The organism is Priestia taiwanensis, from assembly GCF_014638355.1.
GTDB lineage: Bacteria > Bacillota > Bacilli > Bacillales > Bacillaceae_G > Priestia_D > Priestia_D taiwanensis.
Map to the genome: position 1 here is coordinate 1 of NZ_BMFK01000004.1, position 22,762 is coordinate 22,762.

Here is a 22,762-nt window from a genome sequence, read left to right on the forward strand (position 1 = left end):
ACGTTTCATGTTTTGTTTAGTTTTCAAAGAACTTCCATCGCTTAAAGCGACCACTTAAGATTATCATTTCCAGGATTGCTTGTCAACAACCTTTTTTTAATCTTTTTTGTTGGTCGAATTCGTTTGTTCCGAACCGACGAATGTAAATATACCATGTGCCATTCACTTTGACAATACCTTTTTTATATTTTTTTCTTTTTCTATGTTTCTCTAAAAAGATGGAAACAATATAGTTCACAAACAGTCTAATCCCCCCTAGCTAGGAAGTTATACACTAACTAGTTTCTATATAAAGAAGAAGGAGCTACTGTCATGTTAAAAAGTTATATCATCTTCAAACGATTCCACTTCTCTTTATTACTTAAGATCATCGCTATCTTACTTTCAATTATGACGACATTCGGCTTCATCATCTATTCTATTGAACCCAACACTTTCGGCACTATTTTCAACGGCATTTGGTGGGCGGTCGTTACAACATTTACTGTAGGGTATGGGGATGTTGTCCCAAAAACAACACTTGGAAAACTATTTGGTATGTTACTCATTCTCGTTGGTACAGGACTTGGCTCTTACTACATGATTTTGTTCGCTTCTCAAATCTTCACGAAGCAAGAATCTTATTTGAAAGGAGAACTCTCCTACAAGAAGAATAACCATACAATTATCATCGGTTGGAATGAGCGAACAAAAAATATGTTTCATCAATTACAACAACTTTGTCCTGATGAAGAAATTGTTCTTATCGACGACTCTCTTTCTGCTCCGCCAATTGATGATATGTTTCTTTATTTCATTCGCGGAAACGCAACAGAAGATACCGTCTTACAAAAGGCAAATATCCATTCCGCAAAACGAGTGATTATCACAGCAGATCAACATAAGAATGAACTAGATGCCGATATCCAATCCATTATGACCATTATTTCTATTAAAGGTATACAACCTTCTATTTATTGCATCGTTGAAATATTAACGAACCAGCACATTCTAAATGCAAAACGAGTAGGAGCAGATGAAGTAATTGAAGGAAACACCCTCACTTCCTATATGATGACCACAGCAGCACTTTATCCAAGTGCTTCTACCCTTTTCGTTTCCTTAGCAAATCAATTAAGCAACCAACGAATTAGTATGATTACCATGAAAGATGAATATTGTAACAAGACATTTGAGCAATGTTGTTTGACTTTGTTGAAACGTGATTTGTTGTTAATTGGTGTAAAGCGAAAAGGAGAACTCATCCTAAAACCTTCTCCTTCATTCCAATTTCAAGAAGATGATATATTCATCGTTATTTCTAATTAAGAAGGCCCCGACAACGTCGGGGCCTTTATTACTATTATTTTAAACGCGCTTCTAACTCCGCTTTTAATTCTTCAAATCCTGGTTTACCAAGTAAAGCAAACATATTCTTCTTGTATGCTTCTACACCTGGTTGGTCAAATGGATTAACCCCTAATAAATAACCGCTCATTGCACACGCCTTCTCGAAGAAGTATACAAGATAGCCAAATGTATATTCATTTAACTCTGGAAGATTAATAATTAAATTCGGAACACCACCGTCACTATGCGCTAACAATGTACCCTCATATGCCTTTTGGTTTACGAAGCCTACTGTCTCACCAGCAAGGTAATTTAATCCGTCTAAATCATTTTCTTCTGCTTCAATCGTTAGCTCATGACGCACTTTCCCTACTGTTAATACTGTTTCAAATAAGTCACGACGACCTTCTTGAATATATTGTCCCAATGAATGAAGATCTGTAGAGAAATCTGCAGAAGCTGGGAAGATACCTTTTTGGTCTTTCCCTTCACTCTCTCCAAATAGTTGCTTCCACCACTCTGAAACATAGTGAAGAGCTGGTTCGTAATTCACAAGCATTTCAATTGTTTTACCTTTGTTATACAGTGCATTACGTACAACTGCATATTGGTAAGCCGCATTTTCTGTTAATTCTGATTTACTGAAGTCATCTGTCGCTTTTGCCGCACCATTCATCATTTCTTCAATGTTTAGTCCACTTACCGCAATTGGTAATAACCCAACCGGTGTTAAGACAGAGAAACGACCTCCAACATCGTCTGGAATTACGAATGTTTCATAACCTTCTTCATCCGCTAATGTCTTTAAAGCGCCACGTGCTTTATCTGTTGTTGCGTAAATACGACGACGCGCTTCTTCCTTACCGTATTTCTCTTCTAATAATTTACGGAACATACGGAAAGCAATCGCTGGTTCTGTTGTCGTTCCTGACTTCGAAATAACATTAATCGAAAAGTCTTTATCTTCTAGAACATCCATTAAATCTTTCATATATGTAGAACTAATATTTTGACCTAAAAAGATAACTTGAGGTGTTTTACGTTGTTCTTTTGATAGCATATTGTAGAATGAGTGGTTTAACATCTCAATTGCAGCACGTGCCCCTAAGTACGATCCGCCGATTCCAATTACTAATAGAACGTCCGAATCACCTTTGATTTTCTCTGCACTTTTTTGAATGCGCGCAAATTCTTCTTTATCGTATGTATGTGGTAAATCAACCCAACCTAAAAAGTCATTCCCTGCACCTGTCTTTTCATGTAAAGAATGATGCAATACTTTCACTAAATCTTGCATATATGTTACTTCATGCTCATTAATAAACGAAAGAGCCTTTGAATAATCAAATGTCACATGTGTTGTCATAAAACATAGACCTCCAACATCTTTTTTATGTTACTTTCTTCACTTTACATAATCTATATACCGAAATCAAGAGAATGTACAAAAAACGAACAAAACCATTAAAAAACATTCAATTCTCACCAAAAAATAGTATATTTTAAGCTACATAAAGCACGCTACATAAGAAGCGTCTTAAAATCTCCAAAGAAAGGGGCATTCCTTATGCGCACTATCAAGCGTTTGATACTACTCTTTACCATTATCGGTGGATTGAATTGGGGACTAATTGCTTTTTGTAGATTTAATCTTGTATCCACCCTATTCGGAACAAACACACCGATGGAACGTATGATTTATCGTATTGTTGGTATTTGTAGTTTCCTTAGTTTAAGACTAGTATACCGATCTTCTAAAAAGTGTTCTGCTTAAACGAGTAACCTCCTTACGAAAAAGCAAGGAGGTTACTTTATGATGTTATATTTCCGCGATGATTCTGCAATCCATTCATCTAACTTATGTTGCAATGTACGGAAACCGCCAGACGTTGGCTTTGGTATTTGTAATGTTGTTTGTCGCTTTGTTGCTTTATGCAAATGAATACTCGGCTCTGCTGCCGCACGGATAGACAAACTAATTTTACCCGAAACGCTATCAATGGATAGGATTTTCACCTCTACCTCATTTCCAACTTCCAAAAATTCTCGAATATCTTTCACATAGCCATTCGTTATTTCCGATATATGCACCAACCCTTGCGTAACACGATCCAATGCAACAAATGCCCCATATGCTTGAATTCCGGTAACCTTTCCTCTCACCACATCTCCAATATTATATTGTTCACTCCTCATATACATAGCTACTAAAAACATAGATAGACACTATTTCTATATCTTCTTATTGTTTCAATATGTTTTTAGTGCATTCTTCACCTCCATCCTTTTTTATGTATAACACTCTTTCATTCACCTTATCTTTTTATCCATTTACTTTCCTACATTTATTATCTTTCATTATCTACATGAATAGTATTCTGAACAGATTGTATTTATCCTTCCAAAATGATGATGATTCACGAAAATGTTTTTTCTAAATTATACCATGCTATAGAACATTCTTTCAAAACCAGTGAACAATGTATATTTTTTTCTACTTCGGACATACTAGTAGCACATGGCTTTCTAGTATTCCCCCTTTTTTTGACAAGACGATTTACTCGTTTTGTCTTTTTTTATGTATACAAAAAGGCATCTTTTTAAAAGATGCCTTTTCTTCTACCTTATTTACAATGCTGATGAACAAATGCTTCAATACGTTTCATTGCCTCAATCAACTGATTCATAGATGTTGCATACGAACAGCGGATATACCCTTCGCCACTTTCTCCAAATACACCACCAGGTACAACAGCTACTTTTTGTTCCATTAACAGTCTCTCTGCAAATTGTTCTGAGGTCATTCCTGTACTCTTAATCGATGGGAACGCATAAAACGCCCCGCCGGGAAGATGACATTCCATACCGATGCTATTTAACGAACTAACAATAAAATTACGTCTTTTGTGATAACTCTTCTTCATTTCAATAACATCGCGGTTCCCCGTCTGTAACGCTTCTAATGCTGCATACTGCGACATCGTCGGTGCACACATTAATGTATATTGATGAATTTTCAACATGGGCTCGATGAAATAAGCCGGTGCTGCAACAAATCCTAAACGCCATCCTGTCATTGCAAAACCTTTTGAAAAACCTGAAATTAAAACTGTATGTTCATACATTCCCTCAATATTAGCGAAGCTATGATATTCTTCGTCATACGAAAGCTCTGCGTAAATTTCATCTGCCACAACAATTAAATGATGCTTCTTCACAAGGACCGCAATTGCTTCTAACTCTTGCTTGTTCAACATCGTGCCAGTTGGATTGTTTGGGGTACAAAGAAGAATTGCCTTTGTCCGTTCTGTAATTGCTTCTTCCAATTGTTCTGGTGTCACTTTAAATTCATTTTCGCCAAGTGCTTGCACCCTCACCGCTACTCCACCAGCTAATTCCACTACTGGCGCATATGAAACGAAGCTCGGTTCAATAACAATTACTTCATCACCAGGATTCAAAATTGCACGGAATGCAATATCAATTGCTTGTGAAGCTCCGACTGTAACAACAACCTCCGTCTCAGGATTGTATGAAACAGAAAATCTATTATTTAAGTATTTCGTTATTTCTTTGCGTAATGCAGGTAAACCCGCATTTGCTGTATATGCTGTAAATCCCTTTTCTAACGACTGAATACATGCCTCACGTACATGCCATGGTGTCACAAAGTCAGGCTCTCCAACACCTAATGAAATAACACCTTCCATTCCAGCTGCTAAGTTGAAAAAACGACGAATTCCTGAAGGTTGTAGTGCTTCTACGGAACGGGATAAGACAAATTCACTCATGGTGTCACCATCATTCGAGTATCATCATCGTTTTGCTCATATACAATACCATCATGCTTATATTTCTTCAGTACAAAATGTGTTGTCGTCGAAATAACCGAATCTAACGTAGATAATTTTTGTGATACGAATGATGCCACTTCCGCCATTGTCCTCCCTTCCACTACAACGGATAAGTCATACGTTCCTGACATTAAATACACAGCCTTTACCTCTGGATAACGATAAATCTTTTCTGCAATCGCATCAAATCCTACACCTTGCTTTGGTGTCACCTTCACATCAATCATTGCTGTTAAGTGTTGTTTCTCTTTCATGTTATTCCAATTAATAAGTGCTGTATATTGAACGATTACTCGCTCTTTCTCTAATTTTTCAATAAGCCCTTTTGTTTCTTCCTCACTTAAGTTCATCATTTTTGCTAAGACATCTATCGGTAAACTACTATCTTGTTCCAAATATTCCAACAATTGAAGCTCTTTTTCTCTCATTGTTACCTCTACCTCCATCTTAAATACATCTTCTTACCCTTTCATTATATACTATCCTTCCCTTTCTTACAGTTGTTTCTTCTAATCAAAGGAAACAATTACTTGTTATATATAAGCATGTATCCATTAAAGCAGGAAAGAATACGAACATAGCACAACTATACTTTTAACGGAGTGAATACAATGTACGATAAGATAACGAATCACTTTTCTACAACCTTGCATGGGATTGACGTTCATTATGAGCTATATAATGAAGAAATGAAGAACAACAAACCTGTTTTCGTCCTCATTCATGGATTCTTATCTTCAACATTTAGCTTTCGTCGACTTATTCCGTTGCTTAGTAGAGAGTATACTGTACTTGCCCTAGATCTCCCTCCATTCGGGAAAAGTGGTAAAGTACGCGAGTTCGTCTATTCCTACGATAATTTCGCTAATATTGTTATTAGCTTATTAGAAAAACTGACTTTCCAACATAATATTTTAATTGGGCATTCAATGGGAGGACAAGTTGCTTTATATGTTAGTCGAAAACGTCCTGATTTAGTGTATAAAAAAGTTTTATTATCAAGCTCGGGATATTTACCAAGGGCTAAATTCCCTCTACTCCATTCTTCCTATTTACCTTGGTTCTCAACCTTCTTAAAGTTACTCCTTCAATTTCAGGGGGTATCTCGAAACTTAATGCGTGTTGTTCACGATGTTTCCTTAATTGATGACGAGATGATGGAAGGATATACAACACCATTTTATGATCGAAATATTTTTGATGCCTTAACGAAAATGGTGCGTGATCGTGAAGGGGATTTACCGGTTCAATTCTTAAAGGAAATTACGACTCCAACACTTCTTATTTGGGGAGAACAAGACAGGATTGTTCCACTCTCGATTGGAAAACGACTACACAACGACTTACCGTATTCGACCTTTATTTCGTATCAAAACACAGGCCATCTCTTACCAGAAGAACAACCACACCAAATATACGAAAACATCATTGGTTTCGCTAAAGGATAATTCACAAAACAAAAAAAGCCTTAAGAAAATACTTTCTTAGGGCTTCATATGTATATTTTGTTCTTGTAACTTCTTCTCTAATTCTTGTGCCTTCTTCATTTCTCTACTCGATACTCGCTTCAAGTAAAAGAAAACTAATAGCGCTCCACAGAAAAATAATAACAAGCTGAGTGCTGCTGGGATATATTCCGTCTTATCTTCTGGAAAATACAAAAATTCCATCATCTTTATCATCCCCTTTCCTTCCTAATTATAACAAAGATATTACTAAACAACCTAACGTGATGTTTCATTCTTTTTTGTGTACAATGAAAGAGAAAGTATGATACTTAGTATAGATAGAAGAGGTGTTCACGATGAGTTCAGAACAATTAGCAATTGGCGATATCGTAACTGGTATATATAAAACAGGAAAATACATCGGCGAAATTACAAACATCCGTCCGGCCCATTACGTAGTACGAGTATTAAGTGTGTTGAAACATCCAACACAAGGTGACCTACATAATCCAAAAGAAACGGAAGGCGTATTCTTCCACGAGCGTCGTGCCCTTGCATTCCGCGAGCAAACAAATATTCCACAAACGATGGTAAAACGATACGAAGGAGATGTAATAGAATACAAAGAGTCACTACGGACTGCACTTGAAAAGCAGGCAGATTCATTACGTGAAGATGGTAGTGAATGGGCTACTAAATGTTTAGAGAATTTACAAACATTAGCCACTGAATATAAGCTATAACAAAAACAAAGCGTCTACAAGAAATATCTCTCTTGTAGACGCTTTAATTTACCGTATTAATGCGGTTCAATAATTTAGAGAAGTCGACACGCTCTCCAATTGTAGTCGGTGCTGGCTTAATTAAATATTGCTTATCCTTCTCTACTAATTTGAAGATATTATATGTTGTCTGTGCATCATCTAATGCACGGTGGTGTCTACCAGTACCCTTCTTTCCGTATTCCTCTACCGCTTTCCATAATCCAGTCTGATTACGATCACCAAAAAAGCGCTTATATTCTAAGGATAAATCTCGTTCTTCTCCTGTAAACGGATACGCTATTTTCGCTAGTTCACAACTTTTACGTAACACTTTCATATCCATATTCCCCCACGTAACAACTGTGCTATTCATTTGTTTATCGTATTGCCTGAGTAGCGTTACCAATTCTGAAAACGATATACCTTGATCCACATCTTCCTGTTCAATATTTAAGAACGTCTTACACCTGTCCGTTAATTGTGGAAACTTCACAGGTTTAACATAACTAGAAAATGTTGCTTGCACTTTCTCATCTGCTACAACAACAATACCTACTTCGATAATTTCTGGATAAAAACCTCTATTTCGCGCCGATCGATCTGGCATTGTAAACTCAAAATCCAAAAATAAATATTGCTGACCGTCCATCTCATTCCGCCCTCCTTTTTCTAAATATTCTAATTAAAACAAGTATACCATACAGAAACGACAGAATATGCTATAGATGTTTAAAAGAACAGAATCTATGCGTGTAACAAAATTATACACAAAGAAGTTTCAGAATATACCGTATCTTCATCCCTTTATTCACATAATGAAGGATTTTTTTACTTCGATAAAAAGAGGGAATTTGTGAATAATAATAATTGGACTATTCTTTAACACTTGTCATCATTTTTTTACATAAATGTAACTGTTAATGTACATATTTTAGTGACATACTGATTAATGAAAATGAACCTCATTAAGGAGATGAATTACTTGGCGACTATAACAAACGAAGTCTCAAACATCCAGTACTATGCTGCTATCGCCATCTTTTTAGTAGCCTATGCAATTATCATTTCAGAGAAGATTAATCGAGCACTCATTGCCTTATTAGGTGCAATGCTCATGGTTGTTATCGGTGTCGTAGATGTACATAAAGCATTTACCGAGCACATCGAATGGGGAACCATTACATTATTAATCGGAATGATGATTATTGTGTATATTACGAGCCAATCAGGTGTATTCCAATACATAGCAATCAAATCTGCGAAACGAGCAAAAGGAAGCCCAATTAAAATTTTACTATCCTTATCCCTATTAACAGCACTAGGTTCTGCTTTCCTTGATAACGTAACGACAGTATTACTCATTGTGCCAGTTACTCTTTCTATCACACGTATGTTACAAGTGAACCCAGTTCCATACTTAATATCGGAAATTCTTTTCTCTAATATCGGTGGTACAGCTACCTTAATTGGCGATCCACCAAATATTATGATTGGATCTGCTAATAAACATTTAACCTTCAATGATTTCTTATTTACACTCGCACCAGTTGTTCTCATTATTACATGTATTACACTTCTTATTATGTACTTCATCTATCGAAAGCAATTAGTTACATCACAAGAACAAATTAATGAACTAATGAACTTACAAGAAAAAGATTATATTAAAGACCCTCTTTTAATGAAGAAATCATTAATTGTTCTCGGTCTTACTATTATTGGATTCGTAACACATAGTATTACACATGTTGACGCTGCTGTTATTGCGATGGGCGGTGCAACAATTTTAATGTTAATCGGTGTGAAGGAACATGATTTAGAAGATGTATTCGCACATGTAGAATGGGTGACTATCTTCTTCTTTGCAGGGTTATTCACATTAGTTGGTGGATTAATAGATATTGGATTAATTAAATCGTTAGCACAATACGTACTTGATTTAACAGGAGGAGACACAACTTTTGCAGCATACTTTATTTTATGGGTATCTGGCCTTGCATCTGCGACAATTGATAATATCCCATTCGTTGCGACGATGATTCCACTTATTCAAGATATGGCTGCAAGCTTAGGACTAAGTGTATCTGATCCTCAAATTAATACATTATGGTGGGCATTATCCCTTGGAGCTTGCTTAGGCGGAAACGGTACGCTTATCGGTGCATCAGCAAACGTCATTGTTGCTGGTATCGCTTCTCGCGAAGGACACGGATTCAGTTACTTCGATTTCTTAAAAATAGGTCTACCAATCATGTTAATTTCTTTAATAATCTCGCATTTATATTTATATGTCATGTTCTTACGTTAAGACAGATAACAAAAAAGAAGCTAATGTTAGCTTCTTTTTTTTGCTACTGCAACTGTACAACGGGAAATACATACTAAATTCTCTTCTTCATCTACAAGACGTATATCCCATACCATCGTTGTTTTTCCTTGGTGTAGGACTGTTCCAATTGCGGTTACAATACCATCTCGCTTCGAACGCACATGGTTGGCGTTAATTTCTAATCCGAAACAAAGTTCGCTTTCTTGATCAATTAAATGATACGTTCCAATACTCGCTACCGTTTCAGCTAATGCAACAGAAGCTCCTCCATGTAAAAAACCAAACGGCTGACGTGTTGCATCATGAACTGGCATTGTTGCAATTACCTTGCCATCTGTTATTTCTTTTACTTCAATTCCTAACGCACCTAATAATGTATGTTCCATCTTCTCCACCTCTTCGTATAGTATTGTCTTCTTTCCCCAAACTACTAACATACCCCATCCAAAAAGGAGGCACTCTCTTGTTACGAAAAATAATCTATGCACTCTTATGCTTCTTCTTATTCACATCAACCGCTTCTGGAAAAAGTGATACTCCTGTTTCTGTCACAACAAAAACAGAATCACAAAAAACACCCGTTCTCTCCTATGAACTTAATATCCCTCTTTTCTCACGTATAAAGGATGAGAAATTACAACGAAAGCTCAATAAACATATGCGAAATGAAATCCATTCATTTAAATATATGTTACAACGTGCTGCAAAAAAAGCATATATAGAAGCCAACAAAAATAACCTCCCTTTTCGTCCATTTGAAGGAAAAGTCACCTATCAGATTAGCTTAAATAAAGGGCGCTTCTTAAGCTTTGTTCTTTCTTTCTATCAATATACAGGTGGAGCGCATGGCATGACAACGTGGAAAGCATACACAATTGATATTCAAAATGCTCATGAACTTACGTTGGAAGACTTATTCCATAACGGCGCATCGTGCAAAACTTTTATTACAAATGAAATTACGAAACAAATTCAAGAAAATCCGTCTATTTATTTTCCAAATGCTGTTCAAACCGTCCAACAGAAAAACACCTTTTCCTTTTACTTAACAGAAGAAGGAATTGTTGTCTTTTTTCCACTCTACGAAATTGCTCCTTACTCAAGCGGAATACGAACATTTCTTATTCCATATGCAACGTGCAAACCTTACGTAAAATAAAGAGGAATGAATACATTCATCCCTCTTCTTCGTTGCTTATTTCTCGAAACGCTCTACTAATGTTGCTAATGTACGGACCATAACACCCGTTCCACCAACAGGCCCTAATTTAGATACTGATTTTGTTGAAGAAGTGCCAGCGATATCCAAGTGTACCCATGGCGTATCTTCTGCAAATTCACCTATAAAAGCACCGCCCATTACAGCATGCCCTTCACGACCAGGTGAATTATTTAAGTCTGCAATTTTACTACCTCGAACACGCTCTTTATCACGGTCAAAAATCGGTAATTGCCATACATCTTCATCTTCTTCAAACGCAGCTTCTAATACTTGCTCATACAGTGCTTCATTATTTGTCATCGCACCAGTTGTATGGTTACCTAATGCCACGATTACACCACCTGTTAATGTGGCCACATCAACAAGATAGTTTGCACCTAATTGCTTCGCGTATGTTACGCCATCCGCCAATACTAGACGACCTTCTGCATCTGTATTTAATACTTCAATTGTTTTTCCACTTAATGACGTAATCACATCATCTGGCTTGAACGCATGACCACTTACCATGTTATCCGTTGATGGAATAACTGCAAGGACATTTTGCTCCGGACGTGTTTGAGCAATAATTTCCATTGCTCCTAATACAGAAGCAGCACCGCCCATATCCGTCTTCATGCCAATCATGCTAGGCGGCTGTTTTAACGAGTAACCACCTGTATCGAACGTAATTCCTTTACCCACTAGACCAATAACATCTGTCCATTCTTCTTTTCCTTGATATTTAAGGACAATCATCTTCGGACGTTCTGTTGAGCCTTGGTTTACTGCTAATAAGGCACCCATACCAAGCTCTTGCATTTCTTCTTTTTCCACAATTGTGTATTCTATATCATACTTCTTCGCAAGTTCGACTGCATAATTCGCTAAGTCTGTTGCTGTTAACTTATTGCTTGGTGTATTCACTAATGTACGTGCTGAATTCACTGCAAGACCGTAAATCTCTCCTACTTGCAATGCAGCTCCAATCTCTTCTTTATCTGCAGCACTAATAATTGTTACTTTCTCTACATCTACTTGTTCATTCTTTTTTGTTTTGAATCCTTCATATGTATATGTACTCATCGGTAATGCTTGTCCAAGAAGATGTGCAACATCTAATACGTCTACCTTATCTGAAATGAATGAATCAGCTAGAACTGTTACTTCGGTTAACTTCGCTACCTTCAATGCTTGGAATAATGCTCCGAAAGCTTCACGCACAACTTCTGTGCTACAAGCTTCTTTCTTGCCAAGTCCAACAAAATAGAAACGTTTAATTGTTTCATTTGCCAATGTGCGGATTTTAGAGATAGCATGTTTCTTCGTTGAAACATCCCCATCTTCTAATAACGTTTGCAACTGACCATTTAATAGCATATTTACTTCTTCTACATTTGCAGAAAAACCTTTACCTTGATCAAATAAACCAACTACAACTACTTCATGTTCTGTGTGACGACTAATTTCTGTTTGAATATGAAACACATTAAACACCTCCATCATTTTGATTTTTATTATAATTTAAATTTTTCTAAAAATCTATGAAGTTTATGTTAAATCATTGATTTCCCTCTATAAAAAAGCTCTTTCATCGTAAAGAACCTCACTTTCACTATTCAATCTGTATATTGCTGGCGGAACACTTGCATTGACTCCTGTTCATTTAACACCGTTAACATTTCTTCTGTAAGTTTGCCTGTTCCTCGTTCCACGATATACACAGTTACTTCTTTCATGCCCCAGTCTTCATATACATCTCGTACCGTCTCAAAATACAAATCAATCTTATTCCCTTTAATTGCACCACCAGTATCCGCAACAACACCGTAACCGTAACCTTGAATGAATAAGATTGTTCCAATTGGGAATATCTTTAGATCAGCAGCAATCGTCGAGTATAAGTCTCTCCTTACCTTTACACCGGAGTATGTAATACCATATGCCGGATCACCAGGACGCTTTCCAGTTGATTCGGCTCCTGCTGTATACCCTGTTGCAATTACCTTCGCAGTCGGATACTTCGACAAATCAATTGCTTGTTCCAGAGATACTTCTTCTGCCTTCCCTTGTTCCGAGTTATCCGCCGTACTCCCTTGCTCTAAGTTATCCACGGTAATCTCTTGTTTCGAATTATCCATTTAAACACCACCTTTACGTTTATATAAAGGTATACGAAATCTATTTTAAAAGTATTCATTTATCCACACGAAAAAAGCCCTTAGATTCCTAAGGACTAATTTTTCGTTACGCGTTTCGTATATTGTTGTCTAAACACTTGCATCGATTTTTGTTCATTTAATTCTGTTAGTGCTTCCTCTGTAAGTTTGCCAGTTCCTCGTTCTACAATATATACAGTCACTTGCTTCTTTCCCCACTGCTCATATACATCTTTCACTGTGTCAAAGTAAAGATCAAGTCTATTCCCCTTAATTGCACCGCCCTTATCCGCAACGACACCATATCCATACTCAGGAATAAATAATATCGTGCCTATCGGAAATACATTTAAATCTGCTGCAATTGTTGAATATAAATCACGCTTCACTTTCAAACCAGAATATGTAATACCGTACGCTGGATTATTTGGATACTTTCCAGTTGATTCAAATCCTGCTGTATAGCCTGTTGCCACTACTTCTGCAGTTGGATATTTCGACCAATCAATCGCTTGTTCGAGTGGTACGTCTGTCTGAGTCTTTTGCTCTACATCATCCATTCCTACTACTTCTACACTACGTAACTTCGCTAAGCCGATTTTGGCGAAAGTTGGTTGTAGCTCTTCTTCGTACCACTGTTGGATATCCTCTTTTGTTACACCTGTAATAGACTGCAAAGTAGTTAACACAGCTAATAACAACAAAAGAATCATTCCAACGCGAATACACGTCTTTGTTATGATTGTTTTCACTATCAACACTCCTATCCACCATTAATGTGAACAAAAGGAGTTTATTTTATACACAAAAAGACTCTCTTTCATGAAAGAGAGTCTAAAACATTTGATAACCTCGATTTCGCAACATACGAATAACGATACCCGATACAATTGCACCACCCATACCAGCTGCCAAAATTATAATATCAGCTGAGGCAAGTCCAACTAGCGTTTGCTTCAATTCCACAAAGGAATCAGATGGATTTGTGAAATAATTACTTAACTCGACTGTACTAATAAAAAGAAGAGCTACAATCGGATAAATAATAACCATTACCCACGTTGCTCGTAATAACATATTTAATAGAAAACCAATTCCAAAAAACAACACAAAAAACAATACCATTGATAAAATCACGACTGGTATGCTCATTGTCATTATAACCAACCCCTTTTTCCCCTTACTACTCCCTAAGTGTACGAAATTTAGGAAAGAAACGTCAAATAAAAAGCAAGCTTCTAAGAAAGAAGCTTGCTTTTATCATATTTAAATTAGAATACCTTGAATTTACCTTTTTTCATTACTAAGCCAGCGCCGCCTAATAAGAATAAGCTACGGTTGTCGATAACTTTCTTCATGAATGAAGCTTTCCAGCCATAGATCTTCTTACCGAATACAACACCCATTGCATCGTCATGACCTAATGAACATACTGTACCTTTGTTGTCGAACTTGAACTCAGTCATTTCACCTTTACCACGAACTAATACTGCTACGTTCTTCGCACATACTTCTGCTTCTTGAAGCGCGATTTGTGCTGTTGGTGGATATGGACGGTCGTTCTCTGGGTTCATGATTGCTGCACAGTCACCGATAATGAAGACTTTGTCATCTTCTGGTAAGCGTAAGTCACCCGTTACCATCACACGGCCACGAACTGCATTGAATCCAGCTTTTTCTACTAATGAGCTACCGCGTACGCCTGCTGCCCATACAACTGTAGCTGCTTTAATTTCTTCTACTTCTTCACCTTTTGCTACAACGATACCTTCTGGTGTACATTCTTTAATTGCTGTACCGATTTTGAATTCTACGCCTTTTTTCTCTAAGTGAGCTACTGCATATTCCACTAAATCAGAATCGAATCCTGGTAATACCATTGGTGCAGCCTCTACACAGATTAAACGTACTTTCTCACGAGGTACTGCATACTCTTCACATAATTGTGGAATACGATTTCCTAATTCACCTAAGAATTCGATACCTGTGAATCCAGCACCACCAACAACGATTGTTAATAACTCATCGCGTTGCTCTGTGCGGTATTTAGAGAACATGTACTCCATGTGCTCACGAATTTCGCGGCATGCGTTAATGTTAGCAATTGAGAAGGCATGCTCTTTTAAACCTTTGATTCCAAAAGTTTCTGATTCAAATCCTAACGATACAACTAAGTAGTCATATTCTAATTCACCGTTCTCTAGGATGACTTTTTGCTCGTCTTTTTTGATATCAGTTACTGTATCTTGAACAAACGTTACTTTTGAGTTAAGAAGACTCTTGATATCTACACACATTTTGTCATGGTGTAATGTACCAGCTGCTGCTTCATGTAACCAAGTTGACTCATAATGATAGCTGTTCTTATTTACTAATGTAATTGCTGCTTCATTTATTCCTAACTTCTTTTGTAAATCTACTGCTGTTTTTAGTCCTGCATATCCTGCACCTAAAATAACGACTTTTGGCTTATTCACCGTCATACAACCACCTTTTTTTAAATTAATAAAGATTGTGAAATTATAAACATAAGAAGTCACTGAAAGACTATCGACCTATGTTTAACATACATACATTACGCAATCGTACAAAATTGTCACAAAAAATTAACAAGTTCTATATTACATATTAGTCATTTTCCCTTAATATTTCAAGTAGTTTCTCTATTATCTGCATTCTAGAAAAATATAGATAATTCCAACAAAAACACTATCTATACTGTGCAAATGAATTATACGATAATAACCCCTCATAATAGATGAAAATCTTCCTTATATCTTTTTTATAGTGTGAGCGATGGATCCTTGCTGTATGCTAGGAAATTTTATGAAAAGTCACGCCTTTTTGCAAAGCTATTTCCTGTAACTTATGATATGATTTACATGTAGAAAATGCTTACATAATTTAGGGAGGGTATATATATGCAAGAGAAGGTTTATGATATTACAATTATCGGCGGTGGACCAACAGGTCTATTTACTGCTTTCTATGGTGGCATGAGACAAGCATCTGTGAAAATTATCGAGAGCTTGCCACAACTTGGTGGACAACTTTCTGCATTATATCCAGAAAAATACATTTATGATGTTGCAGGATTTCCAAAAGTACGTGCACAAGAACTAGTAGATAATTTAAAAGAACAAATGAAAAAGTTCGAACCTACTATTTGCCTTGAAGAATCTGTAAGTACAATTGAAAAATTAGAAGATGGCACATTCAAATTAACAACAAATCAACAAACACACTATTCTAAATCAGTTATTATTACAGCTGGAAACGGGGCATTCCAACCTCGTCGTCTTGAGCTTGATAATGCTATTCAATATGAGAAAGCAAACCTTCACTACTTTGTAGATGATATGAACAAATTCGCGGGCAAGAAAGTCGTTGTGTTCGGTGGCGGGGACTCTGCTGTAGACTGGGCATTAATGTTAGAGCCAATCGCAGAAAAAGTAACAATCATTCACCGTCGTGACAAATTCCGTGCGCACGAACATTCTGTTGAGACGTTATTAAATTCAAAAATAGAAATTAAAACACCTTACGTACCTCATGCACTTATTGGTGAAGGCAACATTACACAAGTTGTCATTGAAGAAGTAGGTACAGGTACACAAGAAACAATCGACGTAGACGATGTAATCGTAAACTACGGTTTCGTTTCTTCATTAGGACCGATTAAAGATTGGGGATTAGAAATCCAAAAGAACTCCATCTTAGTTAATTCAAAAATGGAAACAAACATCCCTGGTATTTATGCTGCTGGTGATATTTGTACATATGAAGGCAAAGTAAAGTTAATTGCATGTGGATTCGGTGAGGCACCAACAGCCGTAAACAATGCAAAAGCACATATCGATCCAAAAGCAAAGCTTCAACCGATGCATAGCTCAAGCATGTTCTAAAATAGAACAAAAATTGATTAAACGTTTAAAAAGTGTGATAATATTCTTATCGCACTTTTTTTGTTGCACAAATGAAAGAGTTCTATCACTCTTTGGCCTATTTCGATAAAGAGAGGATTACATATGCAAAATTCGTACGACAATACATTAAAAATAGAAAAAGCTTCTATTTTAAAAAACCAAAACTTCTTATTTTTATGGTTAGGTGCTCTCTTATCAGGGATTGCCATTTCTTTTTTCACGTTTTCTCAAACATGGTACATCGTCAAAACATTAAACTTAGAGGCATCACTTGGCATTGTATTAGTTGCGACAAGTGTCCCACGTCTATTACTTATGATTGTTGGCGGGGCACTCGCAGATAAATTCCCAAAAAACCGCATTATGGTTACATCCAATATTTTTCGTATGTTATTAGTGCTTGGATTAATTCTATTGCTTCAACAGCATACCTTATCTCTTCTTACATTCACCCTTTTTGGCATTATGTTCGGGATATTAGATGCTTTCTTCTGGTCAGCAGACGGGTCTATCCTTCCAGAAATTATTCGAAAAGATCAGCTAACAGAAGCAAATTCAATCACACAAATGACAAATCAGTCGAGCTTAATTATCGGTCCAATTATTGCTGGATTTATGATTAAACTTGGTACATATGAAACAGTATTCACGATGTCGGCAATTCTTCTTCTACTATCAGCTATTTGTATTTTTTTCATGAAATTACCGAAGAAAGAAATCACATCTGATAAAGAAACAAGTATGCTCACATCCATTAAAGAAGGAATCCTATATGTCAAGGAATCACCTTTCATCTCTGCGTTATTATTTTGTAGCGTGTTCATTAATTTATTCTTAATTGGTCCGATGCAAATCGGCTTTCCACTTTTTGCGAAAAATGTCTTAAACGGAGATTCTGTTACATTCAGTTATTTAGAAAGTTCAGTTGCGGTTGGGATGGCAATTGGCGCGATTGGCGTAGTTCTCTTACGACTCAAGAAAAAGCGTGGTATATTCTGTCTCACCATGTTACTACTAGCCGGAGCGTTTTTCTTCGCGTTAAGCTTTACAAGTACACTATGGATGTCCTTAGGAATGGGAGTATTATTTGGTATATCCGTCGCCGCTGCGGCTATTCCAATGATGGCAATCTTACAAATGATTGTAAGTGAGAACATGATGGGACGCGTCATGAGCTTAATGATGCTTTCTTCCATGGGGCTTATCCCGGTGTCATATGGGCTTACCTCTATCGTTTTATACACAGGAATTGGCATTCAGTATATTTTAGCTACTGGAGCTATTTTCGTTATCCTATTTGCACTATATGCATACATAAGCATTCCCGCAGTACGGAATTTCAACTAAAAAAGTACCTCTCTGAACAATACAGAGAGGTACTTTTTTAGTTTTACCAAACATTTTTTATATTCCTTTTTAATAATTATATATTGAAAAACAATAAATAATTATGTATTATACAAACATACTACTTTACAAAGTATGTGATGAAGCATCACGTTTTTTAAACTAACTATTTTTTGACAGACTAAATAATTCACTCTACTATCGGAGGTTTTAACATGAAGAAAAAATATTTATTTATCGGTATTCCACTACTTCTTACAATTGCTTGTATGATTAGCTTTCAACTCATTGGTTCCGAAGTAGCTCCAGATGGTACACTTGTCGAACCATTCTTCTTACTACCTATTGGTTACTTATTCCTCGCAATTAGTATTGTTTCAGCTATATTAATTGGTATTACATCATTCATGAAAACAGTAAAACAATAACGAAGAAAGTCCCTTTAACTTGAAAAAGTTAAAGGGACTTTCTTCGTTAAAATGCGAGCATCGCGCCTCTTTCATCAAAGATAGAATCTGGATTCCACGCTACTTCCCATAGATTATTTTCTAAATCAGCGAAGTAAGAAGTACGCCCACCCCAAAATGCATCACTTGGTTCACGTAAGATTTTCCCGCCACCTTGACGAACCTCTTCAATTATCATGTCTACTTGTTCTATCTTGTCTACATTAATAGCAAACGTGACACCACGGAATGTTTCTTTATCTTGTGCAAGCGGCACACCAGCATCTTTCGCTAACTCTTCAATCGGAAATAACGTTAACATAATACCTGCTGTCTTAAATGCTGCATACTTATCTGAACTAAATTCTGTTTCTTTCCAGCCTAAAGATTGATAGAACTTTCGAAGCTCAGGTAAATTGTATGCACCAATTGTTACTAAGCTAATTCGTTGTAAAATCATAATTATTCCTCCATTCTCTTCGATACCAAGAGGAAATTCGACACTATGCTTCCTTGTTCCTTTTTCTTATAAAAAATGCCGCTATGATAACTACTATCATAGCGGCATTCTCTTAATAGCTTAACACTCTTCTGGCTTACCGGCGTTTGTTGCCGTACGGAATGACGATCCACACCCACATGATGCAATCGCATTTGGATTATCAATTGTAAATTACACGGTCAGTTTACGTTAGACTAAAACGCAGTAGTATCAGTGTTTCCCCCACTTTTGCTGGGTTGTTTCCGTTCAATATGATTGTGTACACCACTTATCCTCAACGATGTACCTCGTTATCCACATTTTACCCAAACTTTCACGTATGTACAAGCGTTTTTGTGAGTAAGTTTTCGATTTTATCCACATATAAACAAAAAAAGGCGAGTCTCCCGATTAAGGAAGACCCGCCATTTAACGTAATACAATAGGTAATACTTTTACCCGTTAGAATACTAATAGTCGACTAATTATATAGAGGTTGTAATTAGCAGGCTACAATCGAAGGAATAGCCGTTTAAATACGATTCTATACGCCCTATCGTATTACAAACTACTCCTTATTAACCTGTCCTCTTTCGGTAATTACGTACGGATTCTTTTATCTGTCTCTTCCGTACCCTCTCCCGACATCCATCACAATATTTCGCCCGATTACCGGTAGTGATGAAATGACCACTACACTCCACACACACCTTTCCACTCTGCGTATTATCGTTGAAGTAAATCGCGTGTAACTCGGTGTCACCTGGTAATACGTGTGTTTCGAAATAACTACATCGTTTACTTTCGAATGGGATCGTTTTATCACGATACTCCTGCTCATTAAAGAACGGACAACTTCCTTTATATAAGCAGTTGCCCCCTTTTGTTGTATAACCGGCACATGTAGCGCGGATTAACTGTTTTACCTTCGTTTCTGTACGCATTATCTTGCTCCCTTTCGTTTGTAAAATAAAAAGAACGGATACCCGCTAAGATAACCGTTCCTAATGCCATCAATAAGCTCCGCCCATTCGACCTAACGCCATGTCCTGCATGGTCTGTCTCGTCTTTCGTAATATGGTCGATGCACTTTCTTGTTCTGATACCTCTACCGTTACATACTGCGTTATAGATTGCTGCGGTTGATATGTGCTACCACCGTGCGAATCTATTACTCTCATATCTCGTACTGACGACTGTGCTATGCCTATATTGGAGTTCACGTCTAAGCTAGCGTTCAGTCTTTCCGGTGACATAATCCCTGCTAATTCTTCCGTCGTACGCATTAAGTCGCCTTTCATCGTATCGATACCTTTAATCATACCTATAACGATGTTCTTACCGACTAAGTCACGCATTACGCGAGATGGGGAGAAGATTTTGAAGATGCCTGTAAATTTACCGAGTACATCCGACGCCATACTGCCCGCTTTCTTCAATAATTTACCCGCCATCGAACCAAGCCCTCGAATCAGACCTTCGATAATATCTACGCCGATATCGAACAAATCAATTTCGCTAATGGTTTTGATAACCGATGTAGCAATCTTACCTATAGCAATCCAAACGTCCGGTAACATGTCAATCCAACCTACGATAAGTTCACCGATCATCTCGCCCGCCATCGAAAGGAGTTCCGGCAACGAATCGGATAACCTGCGAATTAAGGTTGTGATTAATTTACCCGCCGACTCTACTATCTTAGGAAGATTTTGTACGATACCATCAACGATTTTAAGGAGAATCTTAACACCCATCGATAGTATGCCTGGTAGGTTGTCCATTAACGTTTTAAGTAGAGAATCTACAATTTGAATAGCCCCGTCAACTAACTGAGGAAGACTATCTACGATTCCGTCAACAATCTGCATAAGCATTTCAACGCCTGCATCGAGTATTAACGGTAAATTCTCAGACAACGTATTAATAAACATCGTCACCATTTCGATAACCACGTTTATGATTTCCGGTAGTTTTCCCACCAAACCATCGATAAAGCTACGCATTACTGTAGTCGCCGTCTCAATAATCTGCGGTAAACTCGTTAAGATTGCATTAGTAAGCCCAAGGACAATTGTTAACGCAGCTTCCAGGATCATCGGTAAATTCTGTACGATGCCGTTTGCTAAGGCGCCTATAATCTGAATCGCCCCGTTAATGATGTGAGGTAGTGCCTCTCCAATACCTTGAATAATCGTCATTACCATCGCAAGCCCTTGCGGAATCAACGTCGGTAACTGTTCCGTAAAGAACGTATTAATACTCGATACGATGTTAGTTATTGCTTCGCTAAATCCTTGCGTACCGTTTTCTTGGAAGGCCTTGGCGATATGTGGTGCTAGGGTTGCTATTCCCGTAAGAGCTACCGCCCACATACGTAAAGCATTAGCCGGTAATAGATACCATGCTGCGGCCATACCACCTATTGCCACCGCTAACTTATCGAAGCCTGGTATCGCTTGGTTTACGCTTTTAAATACGTCAACTATCGCACTGCCTACCGTCAACATTGCGGCGCCTAAAGGTGCTAACGTTTGGACAACTGACACAAATACGCTACCTAATCCGCCAAGTATATTCATGAATTTAGGTAGGTTCGTCATACCGTAATCGAGGAAAGCCTTCATACCTTCGCTTTTCTCTAAACCAGCTGACCAATCCCGGAAGGACTGCGAAGACGATACTAACCCGCCGTTTATGGTATCGAGAACAGGAGAAAATGCCGCTAGTGTGTTCATAATACCCATAAATACATTTCCGAACGTTTTGCCTAAAGCAACTAACGAATCGGAGGCGTATACGTCCATAAATTCGAAGAAGTCGAGAACGTCGGGTGCTTGGAGGTTGGCGTTAAATGCGTCGAATAACTCCCCTACACCCTGGATTAATCCGCCGATTGTGCCTTCGAAACTAGTGAGCAAACCTCGCGCACTGTGCATCGACTTGACGAATGTTTCTAGGATAGGCGTTTCAAATTGTTTAGCGAATCCACTGTACCATTCTCCAAACGCCTTCATCTCTTTCGTGGTCGTTCGTTGAGCTTCCGACATTCCCGCGTACGCCTTTTCGAGCTCCTGTAATGCTTTGGCCTTCTCCTTCGCAGTGTCTGCGTTGGCATACGCTTCTTCTGCTTTTGTGACTTCTTTGTACCCGTCGGCTAAATCACCGAAAACAGGAATGGCAACAGTTGCTAGTAATGCTAAACCACTACCCGCCGCTACTGCCGAAGCTGCTACGGCTCCTAGTCCAACCGATAAAGCGCCTGCCCCGGAAATAGCAGACGGTGCAAAGGCGGAAGCGATACCTAGTCGTAGGTTGCTCATATCTTTTTCCATTTGTTTCGCTGCGCTAACTGCCTCCTGGATACCGTCCTTAAAGTTGTCTGTGTCGGGTTTAGGTATAGACTTCTTAACGTTATCGTGAAAATCATCTAAGGCTTTTGACGCCTTTTTCAGAGGGCCTATTAGTCTATCTATTT

23 protein-coding genes and 2 pseudogenes are annotated in these 22,762 nt (G+C 37.6%); 9 read left to right on the plus strand and 16 right to left on the minus strand.

Going from position 1 to position 22,762, the window contains the following annotated elements; translation table 11 throughout:
* Nucleotides 1-312 precede the first annotated feature (312 nt).
* On the plus strand, nt 313-1,308 hold the full coding sequence (locus tag IEV41_RS15965; RefSeq protein WP_188389512.1) for a potassium channel family protein: 996 nt from the start codon (nt 313-315) through the stop codon (nt 1,306-1,308).
* A gap of 34 nt (nt 1,309-1,342) precedes the next feature.
* Here IEV41_RS15965 and IEV41_RS15970 read toward each other — a convergent pair whose 3' ends face one another.
* Nucleotides 1,343-2,695 carry a glucose-6-phosphate isomerase gene (locus IEV41_RS15970; protein ID WP_188389513.1) on the minus strand — a complete coding sequence of 451 codons (1,353 nt, stop codon included), beginning with the start codon at nt 2,693-2,695 and terminating at the stop codon, nt 1,343-1,345.
* Nucleotides 2,696-2,896: 201 nt separating this feature from the next.
* Here IEV41_RS15970 and IEV41_RS15975 point away from each other — a divergent pair, with 201 nt between their 5' ends.
* The gene (locus IEV41_RS15975; RefSeq protein ID WP_188389514.1) at nt 2,897-3,103 is read left to right on the plus strand and encodes a DUF378 domain-containing protein; all 207 of its coding nucleotides are present in this window, start codon (nt 2,897-2,899) and stop codon (nt 3,101-3,103) included.
* 32 nt (nt 3,104-3,135) lie between these two features.
* On the opposite strand, the gene yugI is transcribed toward IEV41_RS15975, so the two are convergent.
* The 3 genes from yugI to IEV41_RS15990 all read right to left on the minus strand — a co-directional run bounded on the left by yugI (nt 3,136) and on the right by IEV41_RS15990 (nt 5,611).
* Nucleotides 3,136-3,525: a S1 domain-containing post-transcriptional regulator GSP13 gene (gene yugI, locus IEV41_RS15980; protein ID WP_188389515.1), complete on the minus strand. Its 390-nt coding sequence runs from the start codon at nt 3,523-3,525 to the stop codon at nt 3,136-3,138.
* A 428-nt stretch (nt 3,526-3,953) separates the two neighbouring features.
* A complete protein-coding gene (locus tag IEV41_RS15985; protein WP_188389516.1) occupies nt 3,954-5,120 on the minus strand; it encodes an aminotransferase in 1,167 nt (388 codons plus the stop codon).
* Nucleotides 5,117-5,611 carry an Lrp/AsnC family transcriptional regulator gene (locus IEV41_RS15990; RefSeq protein WP_188389517.1) on the minus strand — a complete coding sequence of 165 codons (495 nt, stop codon included), beginning with the start codon at nt 5,609-5,611 and terminating at the stop codon, nt 5,117-5,119. The genes IEV41_RS15985 and IEV41_RS15990 overlap by 4 nt, the downstream gene beginning before the upstream one ends.
* Nucleotides 5,612-5,794: 183 nt before the next feature.
* On the opposite strand from IEV41_RS15990, the gene IEV41_RS15995 reads away from it, so the two are divergent.
* Entirely contained in the window at nt 5,795-6,631 is an 837-nt protein-coding gene (locus tag IEV41_RS15995) for an alpha/beta hydrolase (RefSeq protein WP_188389518.1), read from the plus strand.
* A gap of 36 nt (nt 6,632-6,667) precedes the next feature.
* Here the strand turns inward: IEV41_RS15995 and IEV41_RS16000 are convergent, their stop codons facing one another.
* Nucleotides 6,668-6,856 carry a hypothetical protein gene (locus IEV41_RS16000; protein WP_229722273.1) on the minus strand — a complete coding sequence of 63 codons (189 nt, stop codon included), beginning with the start codon at nt 6,854-6,856 and terminating at the stop codon, nt 6,668-6,670.
* Nucleotides 6,857-6,987: 131 nt separating this feature from the next.
* Here IEV41_RS16000 and kapB point away from each other — a divergent pair, with 131 nt between their 5' ends.
* Entirely contained in the window at nt 6,988-7,374 is a 387-nt protein-coding gene (gene kapB / locus IEV41_RS16005) for a kinase-associated lipoprotein KapB (RefSeq protein WP_188389520.1), read from the plus strand.
* Between the two features lie 43 nt (nt 7,375-7,417).
* Here the strand turns inward: kapB and kapD are convergent, their stop codons facing one another.
* Nucleotides 7,418-8,044, minus strand: coding sequence for a 3'-5' exonuclease KapD (gene kapD, locus IEV41_RS16010; RefSeq protein WP_188389521.1), 627 nt, complete (start codon nt 8,042-8,044; stop codon nt 7,418-7,420).
* Nucleotides 8,045-8,368: 324 nt separating this feature from the next.
* Here kapD and IEV41_RS16015 point away from each other — a divergent pair, with 324 nt between their 5' ends.
* Nucleotides 8,369-9,703, plus strand: coding sequence for an ArsB/NhaD family transporter (locus IEV41_RS16015; RefSeq protein WP_373284267.1), 1,335 nt, complete (start codon nt 8,369-8,371; stop codon nt 9,701-9,703).
* Between the two features lie 26 nt (nt 9,704-9,729).
* On the opposite strand, the gene IEV41_RS16020 is transcribed toward IEV41_RS16015, so the two are convergent.
* Nucleotides 9,730-10,110: a hotdog fold thioesterase gene (locus tag IEV41_RS16020; protein WP_188389716.1), complete on the minus strand. Its 381-nt coding sequence runs from the start codon at nt 10,108-10,110 to the stop codon at nt 9,730-9,732.
* A 77-nt stretch (nt 10,111-10,187) separates the two neighbouring features.
* Here IEV41_RS16020 and IEV41_RS16025 point away from each other — a divergent pair, with 77 nt between their 5' ends.
* On the plus strand, nt 10,188-10,883 hold the full coding sequence (locus IEV41_RS16025) for a DUF3298 and DUF4163 domain-containing protein (RefSeq protein ID WP_188389523.1): 696 nt from the start codon (nt 10,188-10,190) through the stop codon (nt 10,881-10,883).
* A 36-nt stretch (nt 10,884-10,919) separates the two neighbouring features.
* Here IEV41_RS16025 and IEV41_RS16030 read toward each other — a convergent pair whose 3' ends face one another.
* From IEV41_RS16030 to IEV41_RS16050, 5 genes and pseudogenes are all read right to left on the minus strand, one after another.
* Nucleotides 10,920-12,413 carry a leucyl aminopeptidase gene (locus IEV41_RS16030; RefSeq protein ID WP_188389524.1) on the minus strand — a complete coding sequence of 498 codons (1,494 nt, stop codon included), beginning with the start codon at nt 12,411-12,413 and terminating at the stop codon, nt 10,920-10,922.
* Between the two features lie 131 nt (nt 12,414-12,544).
* Nucleotides 12,545-13,045: pseudogene (gene spsC, locus IEV41_RS16035) on the minus strand (stationary phase survival protein SpsC); the annotation flags it as partial.
* A 116-nt stretch (nt 13,046-13,161) separates the two neighbouring features.
* Complete coding sequence (gene spsC / locus IEV41_RS16040) at nt 13,162-13,827, minus strand: stationary phase survival protein SpsC (protein WP_373284268.1); 666 nt, start codon at nt 13,825-13,827, stop codon at nt 13,162-13,164.
* Nucleotides 13,828-13,918: 91 nt separating this feature from the next.
* Nucleotides 13,919-14,242, minus strand: coding sequence for a YuiB family protein (locus IEV41_RS16045; protein WP_188389526.1), 324 nt, complete (start codon nt 14,240-14,242; stop codon nt 13,919-13,921).
* Between the two features lie 113 nt (nt 14,243-14,355).
* Nucleotides 14,356-15,567, minus strand: a complete 1,212-nt coding sequence (locus tag IEV41_RS16050; protein ID WP_188389527.1) for an NAD(P)/FAD-dependent oxidoreductase — start codon at nt 15,565-15,567, stop codon at nt 14,356-14,358.
* A 438-nt stretch (nt 15,568-16,005) separates the two neighbouring features.
* Between IEV41_RS16050 and IEV41_RS16055 the strand changes: the two genes are divergently transcribed.
* The 3 genes from IEV41_RS16055 (at nt 16,006) to IEV41_RS16065 (ending at nt 18,785) form a co-directional block, all read left to right on the plus strand.
* Nucleotides 16,006-16,989, plus strand: coding sequence for an NAD(P)/FAD-dependent oxidoreductase (locus IEV41_RS16055; protein WP_188389528.1), 984 nt, complete (start codon nt 16,006-16,008; stop codon nt 16,987-16,989).
* A gap of 123 nt (nt 16,990-17,112) precedes the next feature.
* The gene (locus IEV41_RS16060) at nt 17,113-18,357 is read left to right on the plus strand and encodes an MFS transporter (RefSeq protein ID WP_188389529.1); all 1,245 of its coding nucleotides are present in this window, start codon (nt 17,113-17,115) and stop codon (nt 18,355-18,357) included.
* Between the two features lie 215 nt (nt 18,358-18,572).
* Nucleotides 18,573-18,785, plus strand: a complete 213-nt coding sequence (locus IEV41_RS16065; RefSeq protein ID WP_188389530.1) for a DUF3955 domain-containing protein — start codon at nt 18,573-18,575, stop codon at nt 18,783-18,785.
* Nucleotides 18,786-18,831: 46 nt separating this feature from the next.
* On the opposite strand, the gene IEV41_RS16070 is transcribed toward IEV41_RS16065, so the two are convergent.
* From IEV41_RS16070 to IEV41_RS16085, 4 genes and pseudogenes are all read right to left on the minus strand, one after another.
* Nucleotides 18,832-19,263: a VOC family protein gene (locus IEV41_RS16070; RefSeq protein ID WP_188389531.1), complete on the minus strand. Its 432-nt coding sequence runs from the start codon at nt 19,261-19,263 to the stop codon at nt 18,832-18,834.
* Between the two features lie 120 nt (nt 19,264-19,383).
* Nucleotides 19,384-19,476: pseudogene (locus IEV41_RS16075) on the minus strand (iron-sulfur cluster assembly accessory protein); the annotation flags it as partial.
* 386 nt (nt 19,477-19,862) lie between these two features.
* Entirely contained in the window at nt 19,863-20,228 is a 366-nt protein-coding gene (locus tag IEV41_RS16080; RefSeq protein ID WP_188389532.1) for a cysteine-rich VLP protein, read from the minus strand.
* A 69-nt stretch (nt 20,229-20,297) separates the two neighbouring features.
* Entirely contained in the window at nt 20,298-22,607 is a 2,310-nt protein-coding gene (locus tag IEV41_RS16085; protein WP_188389533.1) for a phage tail protein, read from the minus strand.
* Between the last annotated feature and the right edge of the window lie 155 nt (nt 22,608-22,762).